The 17,625-nt window shown below is 46.3% G+C and carries 16 protein-coding genes; 6 read left to right on the plus strand and 10 right to left on the minus strand.

Going from position 1 to position 17,625, the window contains the following annotated elements; genetic code table 11:
- Positions 1 to 355: 355 nt before the first annotated feature.
- Complete coding sequence (locus QUA10_RS14735) at positions 356 to 625, minus strand: GlsB/YeaQ/YmgE family stress response membrane protein (protein WP_333037423.1); 270 nt, start codon at positions 623 to 625, stop codon at positions 356 to 358.
- A 299-nt stretch (positions 626 to 924) separates the two neighbouring features.
- Between QUA10_RS14735 and QUA10_RS14740 the strand changes: the two genes are divergently transcribed.
- Complete coding sequence (locus QUA10_RS14740) at positions 925 to 2,112, plus strand: tetratricopeptide repeat protein (RefSeq protein WP_333083290.1); 1,188 nt, start codon at positions 925 to 927, stop codon at positions 2,110 to 2,112.
- 110 nt (positions 2,113 to 2,222) lie between these two features.
- Here the strand turns inward: QUA10_RS14740 and QUA10_RS14745 are convergent, their stop codons facing one another.
- Positions 2,223 to 2,933: a carbonic anhydrase gene (locus tag QUA10_RS14745; RefSeq protein ID WP_333083289.1), complete on the minus strand. Its 711-nt coding sequence runs from the start codon at positions 2,931 to 2,933 to the stop codon at positions 2,223 to 2,225.
- 234 nt (positions 2,934 to 3,167) lie between these two features.
- On the opposite strand from QUA10_RS14745, the gene QUA10_RS14750 reads away from it, so the two are divergent.
- Entirely contained in the window at positions 3,168 to 3,983 is an 816-nt protein-coding gene (locus QUA10_RS14750) for an MOSC N-terminal beta barrel domain-containing protein (RefSeq protein ID WP_333083288.1), read from the plus strand.
- Positions 3,984 to 4,002: 19 nt separating this feature from the next.
- On the opposite strand, the gene ylqF is transcribed toward QUA10_RS14750, so the two are convergent.
- Together ylqF and QUA10_RS14760 are read right to left on the minus strand one after the other, a co-directional pair.
- Positions 4,003 to 4,857 (minus strand): ribosome biogenesis GTPase YlqF, encoded by an 855-nt coding sequence (ylqF, locus tag QUA10_RS14755; protein WP_333083287.1) that lies wholly within the window; start codon positions 4,855 to 4,857, stop codon positions 4,003 to 4,005.
- A 225-nt stretch (positions 4,858 to 5,082) separates the two neighbouring features.
- A complete protein-coding gene (locus QUA10_RS14760; RefSeq protein WP_333045478.1) occupies positions 5,083 to 5,496 on the minus strand; it encodes a universal stress protein in 414 nt (137 codons plus the stop codon).
- 183 nt (positions 5,497 to 5,679) lie between these two features.
- On the opposite strand from QUA10_RS14760, the gene QUA10_RS14765 reads away from it, so the two are divergent.
- Positions 5,680 to 6,879, plus strand: a complete 1,200-nt coding sequence (locus QUA10_RS14765) for a phosphoglycerate kinase (protein ID WP_333052811.1) — start codon at positions 5,680 to 5,682, stop codon at positions 6,877 to 6,879.
- 191 nt (positions 6,880 to 7,070) lie between these two features.
- Positions 7,071 to 7,787, plus strand: coding sequence for a pentapeptide repeat-containing protein (locus tag QUA10_RS14770; protein WP_333083286.1), 717 nt, complete (start codon positions 7,071 to 7,073; stop codon positions 7,785 to 7,787).
- Positions 7,788 to 8,010: 223 nt separating this feature from the next.
- Here the strand turns inward: QUA10_RS14770 and QUA10_RS14775 are convergent, their stop codons facing one another.
- From QUA10_RS14775 to QUA10_RS14790, 4 genes are all read right to left on the minus strand, one after another.
- A complete protein-coding gene (locus QUA10_RS14775; RefSeq protein WP_333083285.1) occupies positions 8,011 to 8,676 on the minus strand; it encodes a response regulator in 666 nt (221 codons plus the stop codon).
- A gap of 313 nt (positions 8,677 to 8,989) precedes the next feature.
- Complete coding sequence (locus QUA10_RS14780; RefSeq protein WP_333083284.1) at positions 8,990 to 10,333, minus strand: EAL domain-containing response regulator; 1,344 nt, start codon at positions 10,331 to 10,333, stop codon at positions 8,990 to 8,992.
- Positions 10,334 to 10,998: 665 nt separating this feature from the next.
- Complete coding sequence (locus tag QUA10_RS14785; protein ID WP_333086291.1) at positions 10,999 to 11,280, minus strand: hypothetical protein; 282 nt, start codon at positions 11,278 to 11,280, stop codon at positions 10,999 to 11,001.
- A gap of 80 nt (positions 11,281 to 11,360) precedes the next feature.
- The gene (locus QUA10_RS14790) at positions 11,361 to 13,265 is read right to left on the minus strand and encodes a serine/threonine-protein kinase (protein WP_333083282.1); all 1,905 of its coding nucleotides are present in this window, start codon (positions 13,263 to 13,265) and stop codon (positions 11,361 to 11,363) included.
- Positions 13,266 to 13,567: 302 nt separating this feature from the next.
- Between QUA10_RS14790 and QUA10_RS14795 the strand changes: the two genes are divergently transcribed.
- Positions 13,568 to 15,097, plus strand: a complete 1,530-nt coding sequence (locus tag QUA10_RS14795) for a phenylacetate--CoA ligase family protein (RefSeq protein WP_333083281.1) — start codon at positions 13,568 to 13,570, stop codon at positions 15,095 to 15,097.
- 27 nt (positions 15,098 to 15,124) lie between these two features.
- Here QUA10_RS14795 and QUA10_RS14800 read toward each other — a convergent pair whose 3' ends face one another.
- Positions 15,125 to 15,862, minus strand: coding sequence for a Uma2 family endonuclease (locus QUA10_RS14800; protein ID WP_333083280.1), 738 nt, complete (start codon positions 15,860 to 15,862; stop codon positions 15,125 to 15,127).
- Positions 15,863 to 16,015: 153 nt separating this feature from the next.
- Positions 16,016 to 17,110: a Rho termination factor (modular protein) gene (locus QUA10_RS14805; protein ID WP_333083279.1), complete on the minus strand. Its 1,095-nt coding sequence runs from the start codon at positions 17,108 to 17,110 to the stop codon at positions 16,016 to 16,018.
- Positions 17,111 to 17,438: 328 nt separating this feature from the next.
- Here QUA10_RS14805 and QUA10_RS14810 point away from each other — a divergent pair, with 328 nt between their 5' ends.
- The gene (locus QUA10_RS14810; RefSeq protein WP_333086292.1) at positions 17,439 to 17,570 is read left to right on the plus strand and encodes a hypothetical protein; all 132 of its coding nucleotides are present in this window, start codon (positions 17,439 to 17,441) and stop codon (positions 17,568 to 17,570) included.
- Positions 17,571 to 17,625: the final 55 nt, after the last annotated feature.

The raw sequence follows: 17,625 nt of genomic DNA on the forward strand, positions 1-17,625 counted from the left end.
GATTTTTACCTGTTTATTCTTCAGTCCCCCTCTGTTCGGACGAAAGTTTTGCTCTTGAAGCGTTGTAAGCGCTGAGTCTGATAGGGGTTTTTAACCCGGATTTGGTAAAAGTAGGCTGACAAGCGAATTTCAAAGGTGCTACCCGCCACGTGATTTATCCGTGGAATCAATCCCAAATCGAAAATCGAAAATTCTCAAGCCCCCGCATTTATCCGTGGGGTCGCCTCTAAAATCTCAAATCTCAAATCTCAAATCGATTGACGCATCCTACCAACAACTGAAAAACCCGGTTTCTTCAAGAAACCGGGTTTATGAATACCCTAAAAGTCGATCGACTGGGAATTGGCAATATTTGTTATGCAGCACGCTGAGTTAACAATCCCCAGATGAATAGTAAAACGATCGCGCCTACGACTGCAAAAGCTATGCTGGGTAAAGTCAATGCTCCGAAGGATGCTCCCCCGCTCGTCCCCAGTAAGACTTGACCTAGATAACCTCCCACTAGCGCGCCCAAAATTCCTAAACCTGTTGTTGCCAGAAAACCGCCGCCTTGAGTTCCCGGATAAATGGCTTTGGCGATCGCACCGGCAATCAGTCCTAAAACGATCCAAGCAATAATTCCCATTTCTCTTTCTCCTGAATACTTAAACTTTTCTTGTGCCTTGTCTTATGTTCTAAGAATAACAACCCCTATCCCGCTCTTACCTCTACCGTAGGGAGGAACCGAAAGTGGTAGGATTTCTCATGAATCGTCCGAGTTTGAGGTTTTTTAATATCTCAAAAGAGTTAACCCACTTTTTCGAGGGAAGAAAGGTACTTATGCTCAAAGCAAAAAGGAAATAGGAGAATTTTTTCTGGGACTTTTTGTGTTTTACTGGTAAAAAAATTACAATAATTTTGTGAAACGAGGAAAGTTTGCGCCCGATGGATCTGACTCTGTGCATGATTGTGAAGAATGAAGAGGGAACACTGTCGCGGACTTTGGACAGCGTTAAAGGTGTTGTTGACGAAATAGTGGTGGTGGATACGGGATCGGGCGATCGCACCCGTGAAATTGCCAGAGAATCCGGGGCGAGGGTTTATGACTTTGAATGGTGCGACGACTTCGCAGCGGCGCGCAATGAGTGTCTGAAGCACGCCCAGGGCCACTGGATTTTGGTGTTGGATGCCGATGAGGTTTTGGTACCGGAGATTGTGCCTCAAATTAAGCAGGCAATTGCGAGCGATCGGCTGCTGCTAATCAATCTCATCCGCCAAGAAATCGGTGCCTCTCAATCTCCCTATTCCCTAGTGTCGCGCTTGTTTCGCAATCGCCCCGACATCCGCTTTTCTCGCCCTTACCACGCAATGGTAGACGACAGCGTGGCTGAGATTTTGCAGAGGGAACCAAATTGGAAAATAGCTTCTCTCCCCGATGTGGCGATTTGGCACTCTGGTTATCAAAAAGATGCGATCGCAGCAAAAAGTAAATTCCAAAAAGCTCAAGCAGCTATGGAACGGTATATCGCTTATTATCCAAACGATGCTTATGCTTGTAGCAAATTAGGTGCGCTGTATGTAGAAACCGGGCAAATTGGGCGGGGAATTAATTTATTAACCAAAGGCTTAACTGCCGAGGGCATTGATGATTCTATTGTTTACGAGCTGAACTATCATTTGGGAATTGCTTATCGCCAGCAGCAGCAATTTGGTAAAGCCAAAGAACACTATCAAGCCGCAATTAATACCAATGTTTTCCCCCCGCTTAAGTTGGGCGCTTACAATAATTTGGGCAATTTGTTCAAAGATGAAGGAGATTTAAAATCTGCTGAGAAAGCTTACAAAGCAGCTTTAAAAATTGACCCCAATTTTGCTGTAGGTCACTATAATTTAGGACTGACGCTGAAGGCAGCCGGAAATTTAGCAGATGCGATCGCCTATTACCGACAAGCGATAAAAATCGATCCAGAACACGCGGAAGCTCATCAAAACTTGGCAGTAGCCTTGCTGAAAATTGGCAAAATGCCAGAAAGTTTAGCAGAATTCAAAAGAGCGATCGCCCTTCACGAACAGCGTCGCCCATTTGAAGCAGAACGCCTGCGTCGGGGACTGCAAGAAATGGGTTTACTTTAAACTTGTTACCAAATAATTTGTAGGGGCAATCCCCCCGTGGTTGCCCCTCGAACCGGACGGGGTAAGCACGGGGGCATTACCCCTACAAACTGTAAAAATTACCAGCAAAATCAAGAAATTATCTCTACTTTGCCGCTATCCAAATCGTAGCGGCCCCCAACAACTTTAAGCTTGCCCGCTTTGACTGCTTCAGCTAAAATAGGCGAGGAGGATTGTAACTGATTGACATTCATTTTCACGTTAGCTCTGACTGCGTTATCCCAGGCATCGCCTTTTTGACCTTTGGTCGAATCAACTGCCGGTTTAATCGCTGCCACCAAAGTGCTAATGTGACCCGGAACAGCTTTACCATCTAAAGCAGCTTTAACAGCACCGCAGCGTTCGTGACCCAGAATTACTAATAGTGGCACGCCTAATTCTAAGGCCGCATATTCTATATTTCCGAGAACCACATCGTCGAGAAAATTGCCAGCTACTCGGATATCAAATAAATCCCCCAATCCTTGGTCGAAAATAATTTCGGGAGTAACGCGCGAATCAGAACAAGCCAGGATGGTTGCAAACGGATGTTGACCCTGTGCTACTTCTACAACTCGCGATCGAGCTTGGTCGGGAAATGTCCGTTTTTGCTGAATGTAGCGTTGATTCCCCGCCATCAATTTCTTGAGAGCACCGTCGGGAGTAATGCCAGAGATTGCCTCTGCCTTTGCTGCTTCGGCTTGTAAAAACGCAGGTGCCAAGCTTGCCGCTAGCATCCCTGCACCAGCCCTCAACATTAAATTGCGTCGCGAAATCATGCTTCTACTTCCGCTTTCAGTCATTGCTTAAAACTCGGTTCAATTTTTTCTATTTTATACCATAATATCTACCACAAGCTCAGTCAGACTTCTTTGATTTTTCTCTACAAGGTGTTCCGGCACAATATAAAATTCAAAAAAGTGGTCTATTTTTATTTCATTCATATTTTATTTAGTAAAGTCAACTGCCGTCATCCTTCTACCGGCAGGGGATGCTAGAATATATCTAAAACGACAATTATTTATCAATGGCTCGAAATGTCCTACGTCGCCAGCATTCATATCTATCCGGTCAAGTCCCTTGACGGCATAGCAGTCAGTCAAGCCACTATTCTAGCCAGCGGAGCTCTAGAAGGCGATCGTTCTTTTGCAATCTGCGATGCAGCCGGAGAATTTGTTAACACTAAGCACAACAGCGGAGTCCGTTTTCTACGCTTATCCTTTGACATCAAAAAGAGAATTGCCGGTCTGAAAATTCAAGGCACTGAACAAGAAATATTTTTTCATGTAGATAGAGAACGCTTGGGAATAGAATCTTGGTTGAGCAGCTACTTCGGTTTCCCCGTCAAGTTAATTGAAAACTTGCTGACAGGTTTTCCAGACAATCTCGCTGCACCAGGGCCAAGCATTATCAGTACCGAAACAATTGCCGAAGTTGCATCTTGGTTTCCGAGAGTTTGCGTTAACGAGATGCGCCATCGCTTGCGAGCTAATATTGAAATAGGAGATGTCCCGGCTTTTTGGGAAGACCAACTTTTCTCACAATCCGATGAAATTGTGAGGTTTAAAATAGGAACAGTAATATTTGAAGCTATTCATCCCGGTCAGCCATGTATCCTATCTACGCGAAACTATGGGGCGAAAGCAGGCGATCTAAATTTTAAAAATATACTAACAGCCAAGCAGAAGGAAATCATGCCTGACTTGGTAAAAAAAGGGCATTTAAATCACTTTAGTCGGCTGATAGTTAACACGCGACTCGCACCTCAAGCAGCAGAAAAAATATTACACATAGGAGACGAAGTTCAAATTATCACCGTCAGCAACTCTCTATTGAATACCATTTCTGATTAGTTGTAGGTTACGAGTCTGATCAAGCCGGCGGCAACTCCAAAGAAAGTTGACCCAAAACACCAGTTCTAAAATCGTTTAACATCTGTCGCGCCGTTCGTTCGACATCTCCTTTATACTTGTCTTTTGCGACCTCGTGCAAATAATCTTCACCATTACTAGATGCTGGATCTAATTTATACCTGGATTTGAAACCAGATAGTGATACCAACGTGTCATCAGTCGCCTCCAGCCCTTGCAGCAAATCTACCATCGCTGCTGCTACTACCTGATTGTCGTAAGCTGCTTCGCCAATATCTTCGCAAATAGCTAATTTTATGGCATTTTCTTGATTGTTAATTCGGGTTGGGATCACTCCAGGCGCGTCTAATAATTCAATTTCGTCAGAAATGCGAATCCATCGGAGCGATTTAGTTACTCCAGCTCTGCGGGCACTGTCCACCACTCTCCGCCCTAACAGCCGATTAATTAAAGCAGATTTTCCGACATTGGGAAATCCCATTACCACTGCCCGGACTGGACGGGGCAGCATACCTCGATCGAACCTTCTTTTATTTAGCTGCACCCCAGCATCCTGCACGGCATCCGCCACAGCGTCTACTCCTTGACCGTGCTCGGCATTGGTAAAATACGCCGTTTCCCCTTGGGTATCAAACCATGTTTCCCACGCCTCGCGCGATCGAGGTGTAATCATATCCATGCGGTTGATGACCAAGACTCGCGGCTTGCCGCCCACCCAACTCGGCATTTGGGGGTGATAAGTAGCCAATGGAATGCGGGCATCTCGGACTTCGAGCACCACATCTACCCGCTTTAGCTGTTCTTTTAATGCCCGTTCAGCTTTGGCAATGTGACCGGGATACCAGTGAATTTTCATTAGTTATTAGTTATTAGTCAGCAGTCATTAGTCAGCAGTCATTAGTCAGCAGTCATTAGTCACCAGCCATTAGTCACCAGCCATTAGTCGCTGTGTCAGGGCGGGTTTACGCATACCCTGGATTTACATAATAGATACGAGTGAACCCGCCCCTACAGAATCTACGTTTATTTAGTCGGACACGATATAACACGTGACTAATAACTAATGACTAATGACTAATAACTAAGGCACAATCAAAACTGCACAAGGAGACAGATTGATCACCCGATTGGTAACGCTGTCAGACGCCCCATCATCGGTTAAACCCATCCCCCGACAGCCCATCACAATCAAATCGGCCCCAATTTCGTCAGCCACATCGCAAATCGTGAAAGCAGGTTTGCCTTCCCGTTCGATGATTTCAGCTTCAATTCCCTGCTGGGAAAACATCGATTGGGCCTCAGAAAGAAGTTTGGCGACTGCTTCGGGGGAAGTCATCACCTCTCGCGCGGGGGCATCGGCCTCCTCGGCTGGGGGCTCGACTACCGAGAGAATTACTAAGCGAGAGGCGTAGGTTTTCACGATATTGACCACCTTTTCGGCAGCTTCGCGGGCTTCTCGGCTTTGATCTACAGGAAATAAGACAGTCTTGAACATACTGCGCATCTCCGGGACGCGGACTCCGATAAAATGTTTACGTTGAGCCAATCAGTGCCGTTTGTTTCATCTTCCGTTTTTTGTACGGACGCGGTTGAATGCGTCCGAGGCCCAAGTGCAAGTGACCAGTGCCGCCATTTCAACGGAATTCGACAAAAACACACATATTAGGAGGTTAATCCTGTGACAAAAAAAACTGTAGCAAATTTATCGGCATCGGACTTATCGGGCAAACGGGTATTGGTGCGGGCGGACTTTAACGTGCCGCTCGACAACGGCAATATCACCGATGATACTCGCATCCGGGCGGCTCTGCCGACAATTCAAGATTTAGCGTCCAAGGGCGCTAAGGTGATTTTGTGCAGCCACTTCGGCCGTCCCAAGGGTGTGACGGAGAAGTTGCGCTTGACGCCGGTTGCTGTGCGCCTGTCGGAATTGTTGGGTAAAGAAGTCAAAAAGACTGACGACTGCATCGGTGATGAAGTCGCTGCTACAGTCGCCGCGATGCAAGATGGCGATGTGCTGTTGCTGGAAAATGTCCGCTTCTACCCAGAGGAGGAGGCAAACGACCCGGAATTTGCTAAGAAGTTAGCTTCTGTGGCCGATTTGTATGTCAATGATGCTTTTGGTACCGCTCACCGGGCTCACGCTTCTACTGAGGGCGTTACTAAGTATCTGAGTCCTTCTGTGGCTGGGTTTTTGATGGAGAAGGAACTGCAATATCTCGGCAGTGCGATCGACAATCCTCAGCGTCCTTTAGCTGCTATAATCGGCGGTTCTAAGGTTTCCAGCAAGATTGGAGTCATCGAAAAACTACTCGAAAAATGCGACAAACTGCTGTTGGGCGGTGGCATGGTTTTCACGTTCTACAAAGCTCGCGGCTTGAACGTTGGCAAGTCTTTGGTGGAAGATGACAAGCTGGAACTGGCTAAGTCTTTGGAAGCTAAGGCGAAGGAACGGGGAGTTGCTTTTCTGTTACCGACTGATGTGGTAGTTGCTGACAAGTTTGCTGCTGATGCTAACACTCAAACTGTCCCGGTTGAAAGCATCCCCGATGGTTGGATGGGTTTGGATATCGGCCCGGATTCAGTAAAAACTTTCCAAGATGCTTTGGCTGATTGCAAAACTGTCATCTGGAACGGGCCCATGGGCGTGTTTGAGATGGAGAAGTTTGCTGTGGGAACTGAAGGAATCGCTCATTCTTTGGCTGGACTTACTAAAACTGGTACTACCACAATTATCGGTGGTGGTGACTCGGTGGCGGCTGTTGAACAGTTGAATTTAGGCGAACAAATGAGCCACATTTCTACTGGTGGCGGTGCTAGTTTGGAGCTACTCGAAGGTAAGGAATTGCCTGGTGTTGCTGCTTTAGATGAAGCTTAATTAAGTTAAGTAGGGCGGGCTTTGCCCGCCTTGCTGTCAGCAGGTCTATATCCTTGGCTGCGAATCATTTTTTTGAAGATTTACCGCAGAGGGCGCAGAGAACGCAGAGTAAGAGAAAAGAGAGAAAGATATGGGTTTAAATTCTATAGTTTGCTAGTATAATTTGTTTGAAGTAGCAGTGAGGTTTGTTTGTGAAACTTAAACTCTTGGCAACTGTAACGGCAAGTTTAGCTTTGTTTGGGCTGACAGCTCCCGTTAATGCTCAAAATCCCGATCATGTTAGGCAATTGCTGGAAACTAAAGAGTGCGAAGGTTGTGACTTGAGAAATGCTGATTTGTTCAAGGCTAGCTTGTACAGAGCTAATTTAAGAGGAGCCGATTTAAGCGGAGCAAATCTCTATGAAGCTAATTTGCTAGAAGCGGATTTAAGTGATGCTAATTTGGCAAATGCTAACTTAGTTAATGCCGAGATGTACGGTGCTGAATTGAATGGTGCTAATCTACGAAATGCGGATTTGTCTAATGCTTTTTTGGGGCGAGCGAATCTGACGAGTGCGGATTTGCGCGGTGCTAAACTTTTTAATGCGAATCTGGGGGAAGCTTATCTGCTGCAAGCTAATTTGTCGAATGCAGATTTGAGGCGTTCGCTGCTGTTTAGAGTTAATTTGAATCGTGCGAATTTAAGCGGAGCAGATATGTCTTTCGCGGATGTGCGCGATACTAATTTGCAGAATGCTATTTTGTCAAATACTAGGCTTCCTAGGGCTCAATTGACCGGGACAAATATTGATGCGGCGAATAACGTGCGGCAGGCTGATTTGGAACGTGCCAACTTGCGAGGTACGAATTTGGGGCCAGGGGTTTGCGTGATCACTACTTTTCCTTATTGTGTTTTGAATGTGGAATAATCTACTTGCTGAGTGCGTCAGCCTCCATTTTTTCGGCAGCTAGGGGAGTTTGTGCTCCCGCCCAAAAACGGACACAAGTTCCCCACTTAAGTTGTGGAAAGATCAAAATTTTAGACCCTAGTTCCAGCTCCCAGATGAATCTGTGGAATAAATCTAAAATCTAAAATCTAAAATCTAAAATCGACTGACTCGCTGGCTGGCGCACCCTAAGTTGAGATCCGAGCTAAGTTTGAGGTGGTTTGTATCCTCTTTCTAGGGCAAATCTCACAAGCTGGGCACGATTTTCTAACTGTAATTTGCTGAAAATGCTGCTTAAATGAGCTTGCACAGTCCGGGGGCTAATAAACAGCCGATCGCTAATTTGTTTGTTAGTATAACCCTGGATAACCTCCCAAAAAACTCTTTCCTCGGCTGGTGTTAAAGGCAAAGGTGCAGGTGCTGGCAATACTGCCACAAACTGTGGTTCCACCGCCCTACCGCTAGAAGTTTGCAGCAGTCGGACAATTTCGGCGTGAATGCGGTGAGAGCGCTCTAACTGCGCTTTTACCTTAGCTAAAATTTCTTCAGACTGAAAAGGTTTTACCAGATAATCGTCACCGCCGATCGAATGACCTTCAACTTTTGACTCCAACTCGCCTTGACCCGACAAAAATATAAAGGGGACTAACTGTCCCAAACGGGTAGTTCGCAAACGGCGACAAAACTCAAACCCGTCCATTTCCGGCATCATGACATCTGAAATTACCAAATCTGGGGGGGCATTTTCAAACATCGAGAGCGCCTCAACCCCTGAATTAGCACATTCCACACGATATCCTTGACTTTCCAGGTACATTGCTAAGACTGTTTGACAGTCTGCTTCGTCGTCCACTACTAATATTCTTTCCATGACAGGCTTGCACCAATTCCAGTTGGACAGTTATTGAAACTGCCAGTCCCAAAGTAGGAACTTAATTGAGTTTACCTGCTGCAACTTAATAAAGGCTTGCAATTTCAAGACGCCACAATTTCTCAAATAGTCCAATTAGGGGCGCCTAGCGCCTAAAAGGGGAAGCAGTAGAGCAATATGGGGAACAATCTCTTTCTTTGATTGGCCTATCATCAAAAGCTACAACTTTTTATGAAGAAGCGTCAACTTTTATGCCGAAAATAGAAGGTAAAAGAAAGAATTTTATCCTATAAAACAGAAATTTTGGTGACACTTACACTATTCCTAGACCCGACATTGAAAGGTTTTTAGATTTTTCGGGTTCGGACACAGGTACAAAAGGAACAACGCGACCAGGTGCTGCTGGGGGCGGCGCGAACAAACTCGGGTCGGCAACCAACATACTTTCAATTATCGCTGCTGGTTCGGGGCGACTGAACAGATACCCCTGCATGATATCGCACTGATGTTGTTTCAAAAAATCTAGTTCTGCTTCTGTTTCCACCCCCTCAGCAATTACAGTCATATTCAAACTGTGACCCAGTAAAATTACTGCTGTAGTAATAGCAGCATTTTGAGTATCTTCGTTGGCATTACGGACGAAAATTCGATCGATCTTTAAACTGTCAAAAGCAAATTGCTTAAGATATCCTAAAGTAGCGTAACCGGTACCGAAGTCGTCAATAGCAATCCGAATTCCTAGAGCTTTTAGTTGGTTTAAAGTAGCGCCTGCTACTGTCGCATTTTCCACCAAAGCGCTTTCGGTCATTTCTAATTCTAAATTAGCAGGCTCTAAACCTGTAGTTTCCAATATTTGGACAATTCGCGCCTTGAGTTCCGGGTCGGACAACTGCCGGGCCGACAAGTTTACTGATATTGTAAAGGGCGAAAACCCCGCCGCTAGCCAACTAGCGGCTTGAGCACAAGCTGAAAGCAATACCCACTCCCCAATCTGAATAATTAAACCTGTTTCTTCTGCTAAGGGAATAAATTCGCAGGGAGAAATTATACCTCGATCGGGATTTTGCCAGCGCACTAAAGCTTCGGCGCCGATAACTTGACCGGTCGCAATATTCACCTGCGGCTGATAGTATACCTGAAACTCACCTTGTGCCAAAGCGTGGCGCAGCAAAGCTTCGAGAGCAAACTTTTCAGGAGAGAGAGTTGTAACCTTGGTGGAGTCGTTAACTAAATCTTTGAGTCTGGCTTCTGCTTGGTGAAGTGCGACTGTTAGCGGTTGAGTAATAGTTTGCCGTTTCAAGACGCGAGAAGCAATGGCTCCCAGCAATTCAGCCTTGGTAAACGGCTTTGTCAAGTAATCGTCTGCCCCCAATTCCATCCCCCGACGAAAATCGGTTTTGTCACTTTGAGCCGTGAGGAAAATAAATGGAATTGTTGCAGCCAGCGAGTTTTGCCGCAGAGTCCGCAACACGTCATAACCGTCGAGTTCCGGCATCTGCACGTCGCACAAAATTAAATCCGGTATCTCCGAAAGTGCCATCTGCACCCCAACTCGACCGTTCTCGGCCGCAATGACCCGGTAGCTGTGAGATTCCAGGAGTTGCAGAAGAGTTTCCCGGATTAATTCGTCGTCCTCAATTACCAAAATTTTGAGCATGATACTTAGATAACAGATGGCACTATATATCTGAACCTGACTAACTCTAGCATACTCAAACTAGGGAATTAGTAATTGGGCCAATTAGCCAATAAATGATTAGCCAAATGGCTGAATATTTTCCCTCAGTTCTTAAGTCACAATCAAAGAACTGCCTAAATTGGGAAGATTTCGCTCTCTTTCAAGAGCTGAAAACTGCTGCGCCCGACTCCTTTGATAAACTTTTATTACAAAATACCCAATATTTCTCATAAAAAAAAATAGCGAACAGTTTCAGTGCGCCCAGGGCGAAAATTACTCAGGCTATCACTTATATTATGTCCGGTTAATTGTTCATAATTCGTCCGTGTTTGTACTAAAAACTAGAGTTTTCTCTCCATGGATGAATCAGGATGCTGCATCCTGATTCATCCAAAAAAATATACTTGCTTTCAGACAACAGTAGTGGAGAGATAAAAATTTTAGATTAAGGTTCAATCTCCCAGATTCATCTGTGAAGTAAATCTAACATCTAAAATCGACTAACGGAAAACTTAATTATGGTTCTATAGCAATCATTGCCGGAGTCGTAATTTTTTTACCCCGCCCCAACCCTCCCCCTGGGTTCGGGGAGGGAGTAAGAAGTTCACACATGATTTAGGATTGCTATATAACCGGAAATTCTCTTATCCACGGCCTAAATTCACAGGCTGAGTGGAATTCGCGCAAAACTTGGAATCTACAATTGCAGAAGTGATACTGACAGCGTGCATGGATGATGACGGAATTATCCGGTCTTGCGGAACTACCACGGTCTTTTTACAAACCAGCTCGCTACTGCCTACAGAGGCAAAGTTCCAAGCATAAAATTCGGGACTGCTGACTGTCGCATTGGCCGGATGTAAACCTAGTGCAGTCACTAATACTAATCCAAAAGTCACTAAACCTACGATCGCGAATCTCAGCATATTCTTTGTTTGAACAGGAAAACTTACCTGATTGGTATTACCTTATTATTGCCTGGGTGGATAGAGAGCGTCAATAGCAGTTATTCTGCCGTCAGGTTCAACTCGTAAGCGATCGGCTCAGATGCTTGAGAAACTACCACGAATTCATAAAAACCAGCATCATCCAGCAATCCAGACCAACTAAGTCCTTCTGCATCTTCCAGCAAAGCTCGCGCGCCCTTTGTCCGCCCCGGAGTATAAATTGACAGTAGGGTAGATTTGCGCGGTGCTTGCAAATTCACGCGCAAAGTTTGATTTTGAGCGAACCTGGCAATGTAAGCTTTCCCTTCTCCGGGTTTGAGATTCCCTGTGAGGCTTTTGCTCTTCGATAGGCGGTCAAATTCAACGCTTTCAACAGTTGCTCCAGCTTGTAAGGCTTCGAGTTCGTCGGCGGTAATTGCTTGCCAAATTTGTCCGATCGGCAAACCAATGATATTGCGATCGCGCGGCTGTTGTGGAAACCAATAAAAGAACCTAGCATCAGCCAAATCGTACAAAGCCCGACTACTCAAATTCAGCTTGTTAACCTCAGTTTTCCAGCGATCGATATCAGTGGTGTCGTAAGTGCCCAACCGCGCTCTAGCGTTGCTGCTGAGATTTTCCAGCTTATCGAGCAACTCGTCGCCGATTTTCTGCCACCTTTCGCGCCATTGGCGATCTTCATCGCCTTCTTTTAACAATCGTCCCCCCAATTCCGGGTATTTGGCATAAAAAGTCTCGTCCACAAGGTTGACGTAACCGCTATAGAATCGATCGTCAATTTTGAGCTTGACAAAGCGATCTTGCAAAGCATCTTCTTGCTGCTGCTTCGGGCTTGGAGGCTGGGAAACTTTCTGCACTTTTGATTGCAGATTTAACAAAGAATTGCCCGCAAACCAGCCAACTCCCCCCATAGTTGATAGCACAGCCACCACAAACAAAACCATTTTCCAAGCAGGCATCTTTTGCTGATTGCCAATAGCAGCAATTCGCACCGGAGTTCCCGGCAGTTTTGGTGTGGGAGCGGGCACGGGTATAGGCGAGAAATCTGGTGGCTGGGTGATCCCAAAATCCGGGGCTGGTGGTAAAGGTGGCTGTAACGGCGGATTGCCGGAGAGAGCGAGCATTACCTCGCGAGCCGAGGAGTAACGCTGGCTCGGCTGCTGAGCAAGCATTTTATCCAGCACCAGGGACAAATTCGGAGACAGGGAACATTCCCCCCGCCAGTTCCAATTCAGGGTATGGCTGTCGATCAATTGATGGGGTTCCTTCCCAGTCAGCAACACCAAAACCGTGGCCGCCAGAGCGTACAAATCGCTGTGGGGAGAGACAATGCCCATCTGCATCTGTTCGACGGGAGCATAGCCGAGCTTGCCGATGCGAGTCGCGGGGGCGGGAGTGCCGTTAGCCTCAGCGAATAGAGACTCTACGGTGGCGGCGACTTGTTTTACTCCGCCAAAGTCGATCAGCACGGGCATCCCGTCAGAACTCCGCAGAATCAGGTTGTCCGGGGAGATGTCGCGGTGAATCACTCCCAAAGAGTGAATGTATTCGAGCACGGGCAAAATCTGCAGCAGTAATTGATTGATTTCTGCTTCTATGAACCGCAAACCCTGACGCTTGCGGGCGTCGAGCAGGAAGCGGTAAGTTTGACCGGGTACGTAGTCTTGGACGAAAAATAGGTAGCCTCGATCGCTGATACTGACGCGGAAGAGTTCGCGAAAGCGGGGAATTTGATTGTGTTGCAGCTTGTAGAGCACTCCCGCTTCCCGCTCGAACAGTTCCTCGGATTTTTGTAAAGCGTAACTTCCATGTACTTGGGGCGCAAATTCTTTTAAAACGCAGGGTTCGTTAAATCGGTGGGCGTCTTCAGCGAGGTAGGTGCGTCCGAAGCCTCCGTGTCCCAATTCGCGGACGATGCGGTAGTGGTTGTTGAGAGTTATGCCGGGGTAGATGGGATTGTTCATTGGAACTTGCTGCGTCGGATTTTCACGCTTGACTGAGACTGGGAGTTTTGGGCGATCGCTGAATTAATCTTGCCATAGTGTGTCTGTGTTTATTAGTCGATCGAGAGCTTGGCTATCCCCTGTGGTTATTGTTAAAACAGCAGTTTCGTGCTATTGAAGTTTATCCACTGGGCCATATTTTCGATCAACCTCAAAATGTGTTCAAATTTTTAGTGTCCAGCCCAATGTGCGATCGGGCGTTAGCGCTACTAATTGAATCTTGAGCGATCGGGGTGCAAAATAGGCATTTTAAGGAGCAAATCATGCAGCCAGAACAGCGTCAGAGAGCAATTGGGGCGTTGGAAGAGTTTTTGAGGGCGCCGCTTGAGGAACGATTGCAACACCAGCAGAATCGAGTTGCCGAATCCGGGGCGATCGCGCTTTTTCAAAAAGTCGCGGCCACAGTACCAGCTTACCAGACTTTCCTAGCTGCACTTAACATCAATCCCGCCTCAATTCAAACCTTTGAAGACTTCCAAAAGTTGCCCCTAATTACCAAAGAGAATTATTTACGCTCTCACCCGCTACCTCAGTTGTGTCACCAGGGGAAATTAGAAACTTGCGATTTCATTGCTGTTTCATCGGGTTCGACAGGAAACCCGACATTTTGGCCGCGTTTTATCAGCGACGAGTTGCAAATTGCTGCTCGTTTTGAACAAATATTTCACGACAGTTTTTACGCCGACACTCGCTCAACTTTAGCTGTCATTTGCTTTCCGTTGGGAACTTGGGTAGGCGGAATGTACACAGCCAATTGCTGCCGCTATCTAGCGAGTAAGGGCTATCCAGTTACAGTTGTGACGCCTGGGAATAATAAGACTGAAATATTTCGAGTTGTGCAGGAACTTGGGGAGCATTTTGATCAAGTAGTTTTGTTGGGATATCCGCCATTTCTCAAGGATGTGATTGATAGCGGAATTGCTGGGGGTGTCGAGTGGCAAAAATATCGAATTAAGATGGTGTTTGCGGGAGAAGTGTTTAGCGAAGAATGGCGGAGTTTGGTGAGCGATCGCACTAATTCTGACAATCTATATTACAACTCTGCGAGCCTTTACGGTACTGCGGATGCCGGCGTTTTAGGCAACGAGACACCGCTGAGCATTTGCATCCGCCGCTTTTTAGCAAACAATCCCGAAGCAGCACGCAATTTATTCGGGGAATCGCGCTTGCCAACGCTGGTGCAGTACGATCCGAAAAGCCGCTTTTTTGAAGTGAATAATGACGGCACGCTGTTATTTTCTGGCGACAACGGCATCCCGCTAATACGCTATCACATCTCCGATAACGGCGGTTTAATTTGTTACGAAGCAATGCTCAATTTTTTGGCTGAATGGGGATTTAACCCTGTGGCACGTTTGCAGCAAGCAGCAGCTATGAAAGTTTCTGATTTCCCCAGAGGGATTCGCTGCTTGCCATTTGTCTATGTATTTGGGCGATCGCACTTTACCGTTTCCTACTTCGGTGCCAACATTTACCCGGAAAATGTCACCGTAGGTTTAGAAGTTCCCACGATTCGGGAATGGGTGACGGGAAAATTTGTGCTGCAAGTCAAGGAAGATGCGGAGCAAAATCGGTTTTTATCGGTGGTTGTGGAATTAGCACCGGGGGTGGATGGCGACGAGGAGATGCAGCAGGCGATCGCATCTTCAATTCTCGCGCAATTGCGGCGGCTAAACAGCGAATTTGCTAATTATGTGCCGCCAGAATATCAGTTACCTGTGGTGACATTAACTGCGATGGGCGATGCCGAGTATTTTCCGATTGGGGTGAAGCACCGATACACGCGGCAGTAAACCGTGTTTTTGTGAGTAGGGGCTGGACTAAATTGTATCGGGATCAATATTTAATTCTCGCAGTTTCGCGGCCAGGCGATCGGCTCGTTGAGCTTCTTGTCCGGCTCGTTGAGCCTCTTCGTCGGCTCGTTCAGTCTCCCTTTCTGCAACCTCTTCAGGAGTAGGGACAAGCTCTCCTTCTGCTGTAAAGAAACGCAATTTTCCGCCACAAATTCCGAGACTCAAATCGAGCTGCTGACTCCGCAGATGTCCGAATTCGTTCGGTGCAATTGGTTCATATTCCCCGTCAACTAAATGAAACCCAGCTAATTCTAAAGTTTCTGGGTCAAACCAAAAGTAGTCGTGAGTGCGAAAAGTATCTTGATAGAGTTGTCTTTTAAAGTTTTTGTCTATATCCGCTGTTTTGGGAGACAGGATTTCAACGATAATATTGGGGTACTTTCCCTCTTCTTCCCAAACTACCCAGCTTTTACGAGTTTTTCGTTCTGTTCCGAGTACCACAAAAAAGTCTGGCCCTCGGAAGTCTTTCGATTTGAGTTGCTTGGGACTGTAATAAATGGTGAGGTTTCCAGCAGCATAAAAATTGTTTCTATCTCGCCACAGCCATTCTAGACAGTTGAGGAGTAGGATTATTTGTCGGAGATGCAGTTCTGTTTCCACGGGAGGTTCATCACTGTATAAATCGCCTGAAGGAAAGATAACATTTTCTAGTATCTCTTGTTCTAGTATCTCTTGGGTAGTAGCTAATTCTGCAGTTGCGGACATGGCTGCTTAGTGAGGAGTAAGAGGTTGTGTGTCTATTTTAGCAAGCTTTTCATATCTCTGCCGAGGACTATTCTGAAAGCCCGATCGCGCTTTTTGCCTAAAAACGCGATCTAGCACCCAATAATTAGTTTTTAACTATTAGCAATTAGCGTTTTATTGACCGTCAGTTTGTCTGAGAGCTGCCAGAATTTCCGGTCGCTTCATGCGCGCGTAGCCCCGCACTTTCCTGTCTTTGCCGATCGCCTTCAACCGTCTCAGCGAAAGACTTTCGTAGTCTTCTTCTGGGGACGGGGACGGAAACGGCAACTCCAACTGCAACTGCGGTAACTGAGGTTTCTGCTGTGCTTTCGACTGCTTCTTCGGCTGCGTTTTTGACTGCTTCTTCGGCTGTGCCTCTGGCTGTCTTTCTGAGTGAGTCGCTGCGGCTCCCAGTTGGCCGCGGAGTGTTTCAATTTGATTTTTCAGGTCATTTTCTACGTCTTCAATGGCCTCGGAAACAAACTGATTAATTGTTTGGACTGTGCGTTCTAATTTTATTGACAGCAGTCTTTCCAGTTCATCCAACTGTATCAAAGCACCTTCAAGATTTACCTCAGAAATAACAGCCGATTTTGGCGGACGGTTGCTGCTCGATTGTTCAATTTTTTTAGCCATTTTATCTACCTTTTCCTGAAATGCTTTTTCCACTTGTTCGAGCAAATGCTTAATCTGTTCTATTTGGTTACGCTCAAAGTTCTGCTCAGTTAGAGCTTTTACGTGCTTTTTTAGCAGGTCTTCATTTTTTTTAACAGATTGTTCTATTTGTTTTGTTAGACTATCTACCTTTTTTTGAAATGATAGCTCAAATTGTTGCAGTAGAGTCTCAATTTGTGCTGTTTTATGAGTCGGTTGCGGAGCTAAATGTTCCATTTCTGCTTGAGCAACAGCTACCTCCTCGTCGGTCATTTCAAATACCCACGCCCACATTTGCTCGGTGCCGAGTTCTTTAGCAACAATACACCAATCTGAGCCGCAGACCACTTCATATTCTTCTTCGTTGCTGTAAGCTTCGGTAGGGCGTACAATTAAAGGAATTAAGTTGCTGCCTTGCTCGATCAGACTTCTCCTGAGAGCTTCGCGGCGTTCGCGAGGAATTTCGCCCCGATGAGGCTCTGGTATGGCAATTTGGGAAGTGTAAATCTGAGTGTGACTAATTGGCTTAATCCGCAAATATTCAACTATTTGGTTTTGATCGGACGATCGATCCATCTTGTTACAAGTCCCCTTTTGTCATGAAAATCTGATGTGTAGGTATTTATGTATGTTTGGACTTTACAGCCGGCGTTTTAAGGGATGCAGGACTAACCCAAGAACTCAAATTGTAAGGTGCGAGACAAACACCTTACCCAGACCGTGGTAAGTTAAAGGGTTTCTTGGGCTGAGTCTTCCCAGCCTGCGATCGAACTCGGTTATCTGGGGGAGATATGGCGTGCTGCTGTAACTGTGTGACTGGCTGTGCGGTGACAGCCCGGGCGATGGCGTCCCGCCCCGCAAGCTACGGCAAAAGTTACTGCAATTCCTAAAAAAAGCGACTGTGATGAGTTTAACTGCCTGCGGGACACCAATGATCCACTGCTTTACTCATCTTTACTTATTTTGGCGTCAGGGCGATCGGGCTGGCGTTGCGAGTTGCGATCGCAATTGCGATTTATACGAAAGCCAGCTTTAATATCGCCCTTATTCTTTAGTCTCAAGCGAGAGGGGCGAAAGTTTCTGTAGGATGG

Source organism: Microcoleus sp. Pol8_D6, assembly GCF_036700965.1.
Taxonomy (GTDB): Bacteria; Cyanobacteriota; Cyanobacteriia; order Cyanobacteriales; family Microcoleaceae; genus Microcoleus.

What these genes read in the sequence shown, in the direction of transcription:
- QUA10_RS14735 (WP_333037423.1), bottom strand. Translation starts at nt 625, where the DNA reads ATGGGAATTATTGCTTGGATCGTTTTAGGACTGATTGCCGGTGCGATC.
- QUA10_RS14740 (WP_333083290.1), top strand. Translation starts at nt 925, where the DNA reads ATGGATCTGACTCTGTGCATGATTGTGAAGAATGAAGAGGGAACACTG.
- QUA10_RS14745 (WP_333083289.1), bottom strand. Translation starts at nt 2,933, where the DNA reads ATGACTGAAAGCGGAAGTAGAAGCATGATTTCGCGACGCAATTTAATG.
- QUA10_RS14750 (WP_333083288.1), top strand. Translation starts at nt 3,168, where the DNA reads ATGTCCTACGTCGCCAGCATTCATATCTATCCGGTCAAGTCCCTTGAC.
- ylqF (WP_333083287.1), bottom strand. Translation starts at nt 4,857, where the DNA reads ATGAAAATTCACTGGTATCCCGGTCACATTGCCAAAGCTGAACGGGCA.
- QUA10_RS14760 (WP_333045478.1), bottom strand. Translation starts at nt 5,496, where the DNA reads ATGTTCAAGACTGTCTTATTTCCTGTAGATCAAAGCCGAGAAGCCCGC.
- QUA10_RS14775 (WP_333083285.1), bottom strand. Translation starts at nt 8,676, where the DNA reads ATGGAAAGAATATTAGTAGTGGACGACGAAGCAGACTGTCAAACAGTC.
- QUA10_RS14780 (WP_333083284.1), bottom strand. Translation starts at nt 10,333, where the DNA reads ATGCTCAAAATTTTGGTAATTGAGGACGACGAATTAATCCGGGAAACT.
- QUA10_RS14785 (WP_333086291.1), bottom strand. Translation starts at nt 11,280, where the DNA reads ATGCTGAGATTCGCGATCGTAGGTTTAGTGACTTTTGGATTAGTATTA.
- QUA10_RS14790 (WP_333083282.1), bottom strand. Translation starts at nt 13,265, where the DNA reads ATGAACAATCCCATCTACCCCGGCATAACTCTCAACAACCACTACCGC.
- QUA10_RS14795 (WP_333083281.1), top strand. Translation starts at nt 13,568, where the DNA reads ATGCAGCCAGAACAGCGTCAGAGAGCAATTGGGGCGTTGGAAGAGTTT.
- QUA10_RS14800 (WP_333083280.1), bottom strand. Translation starts at nt 15,862, where the DNA reads ATGTCCGCAACTGCAGAATTAGCTACTACCCAAGAGATACTAGAACAA.
- QUA10_RS14805 (WP_333083279.1), bottom strand. Translation starts at nt 17,110, where the DNA reads ATGGATCGATCGTCCGATCAAAACCAAATAGTTGAATATTTGCGGATT.
- QUA10_RS14810 (WP_333086292.1), top strand. Translation starts at nt 17,439, where the DNA reads ATGAGTTTAACTGCCTGCGGGACACCAATGATCCACTGCTTTACTCAT.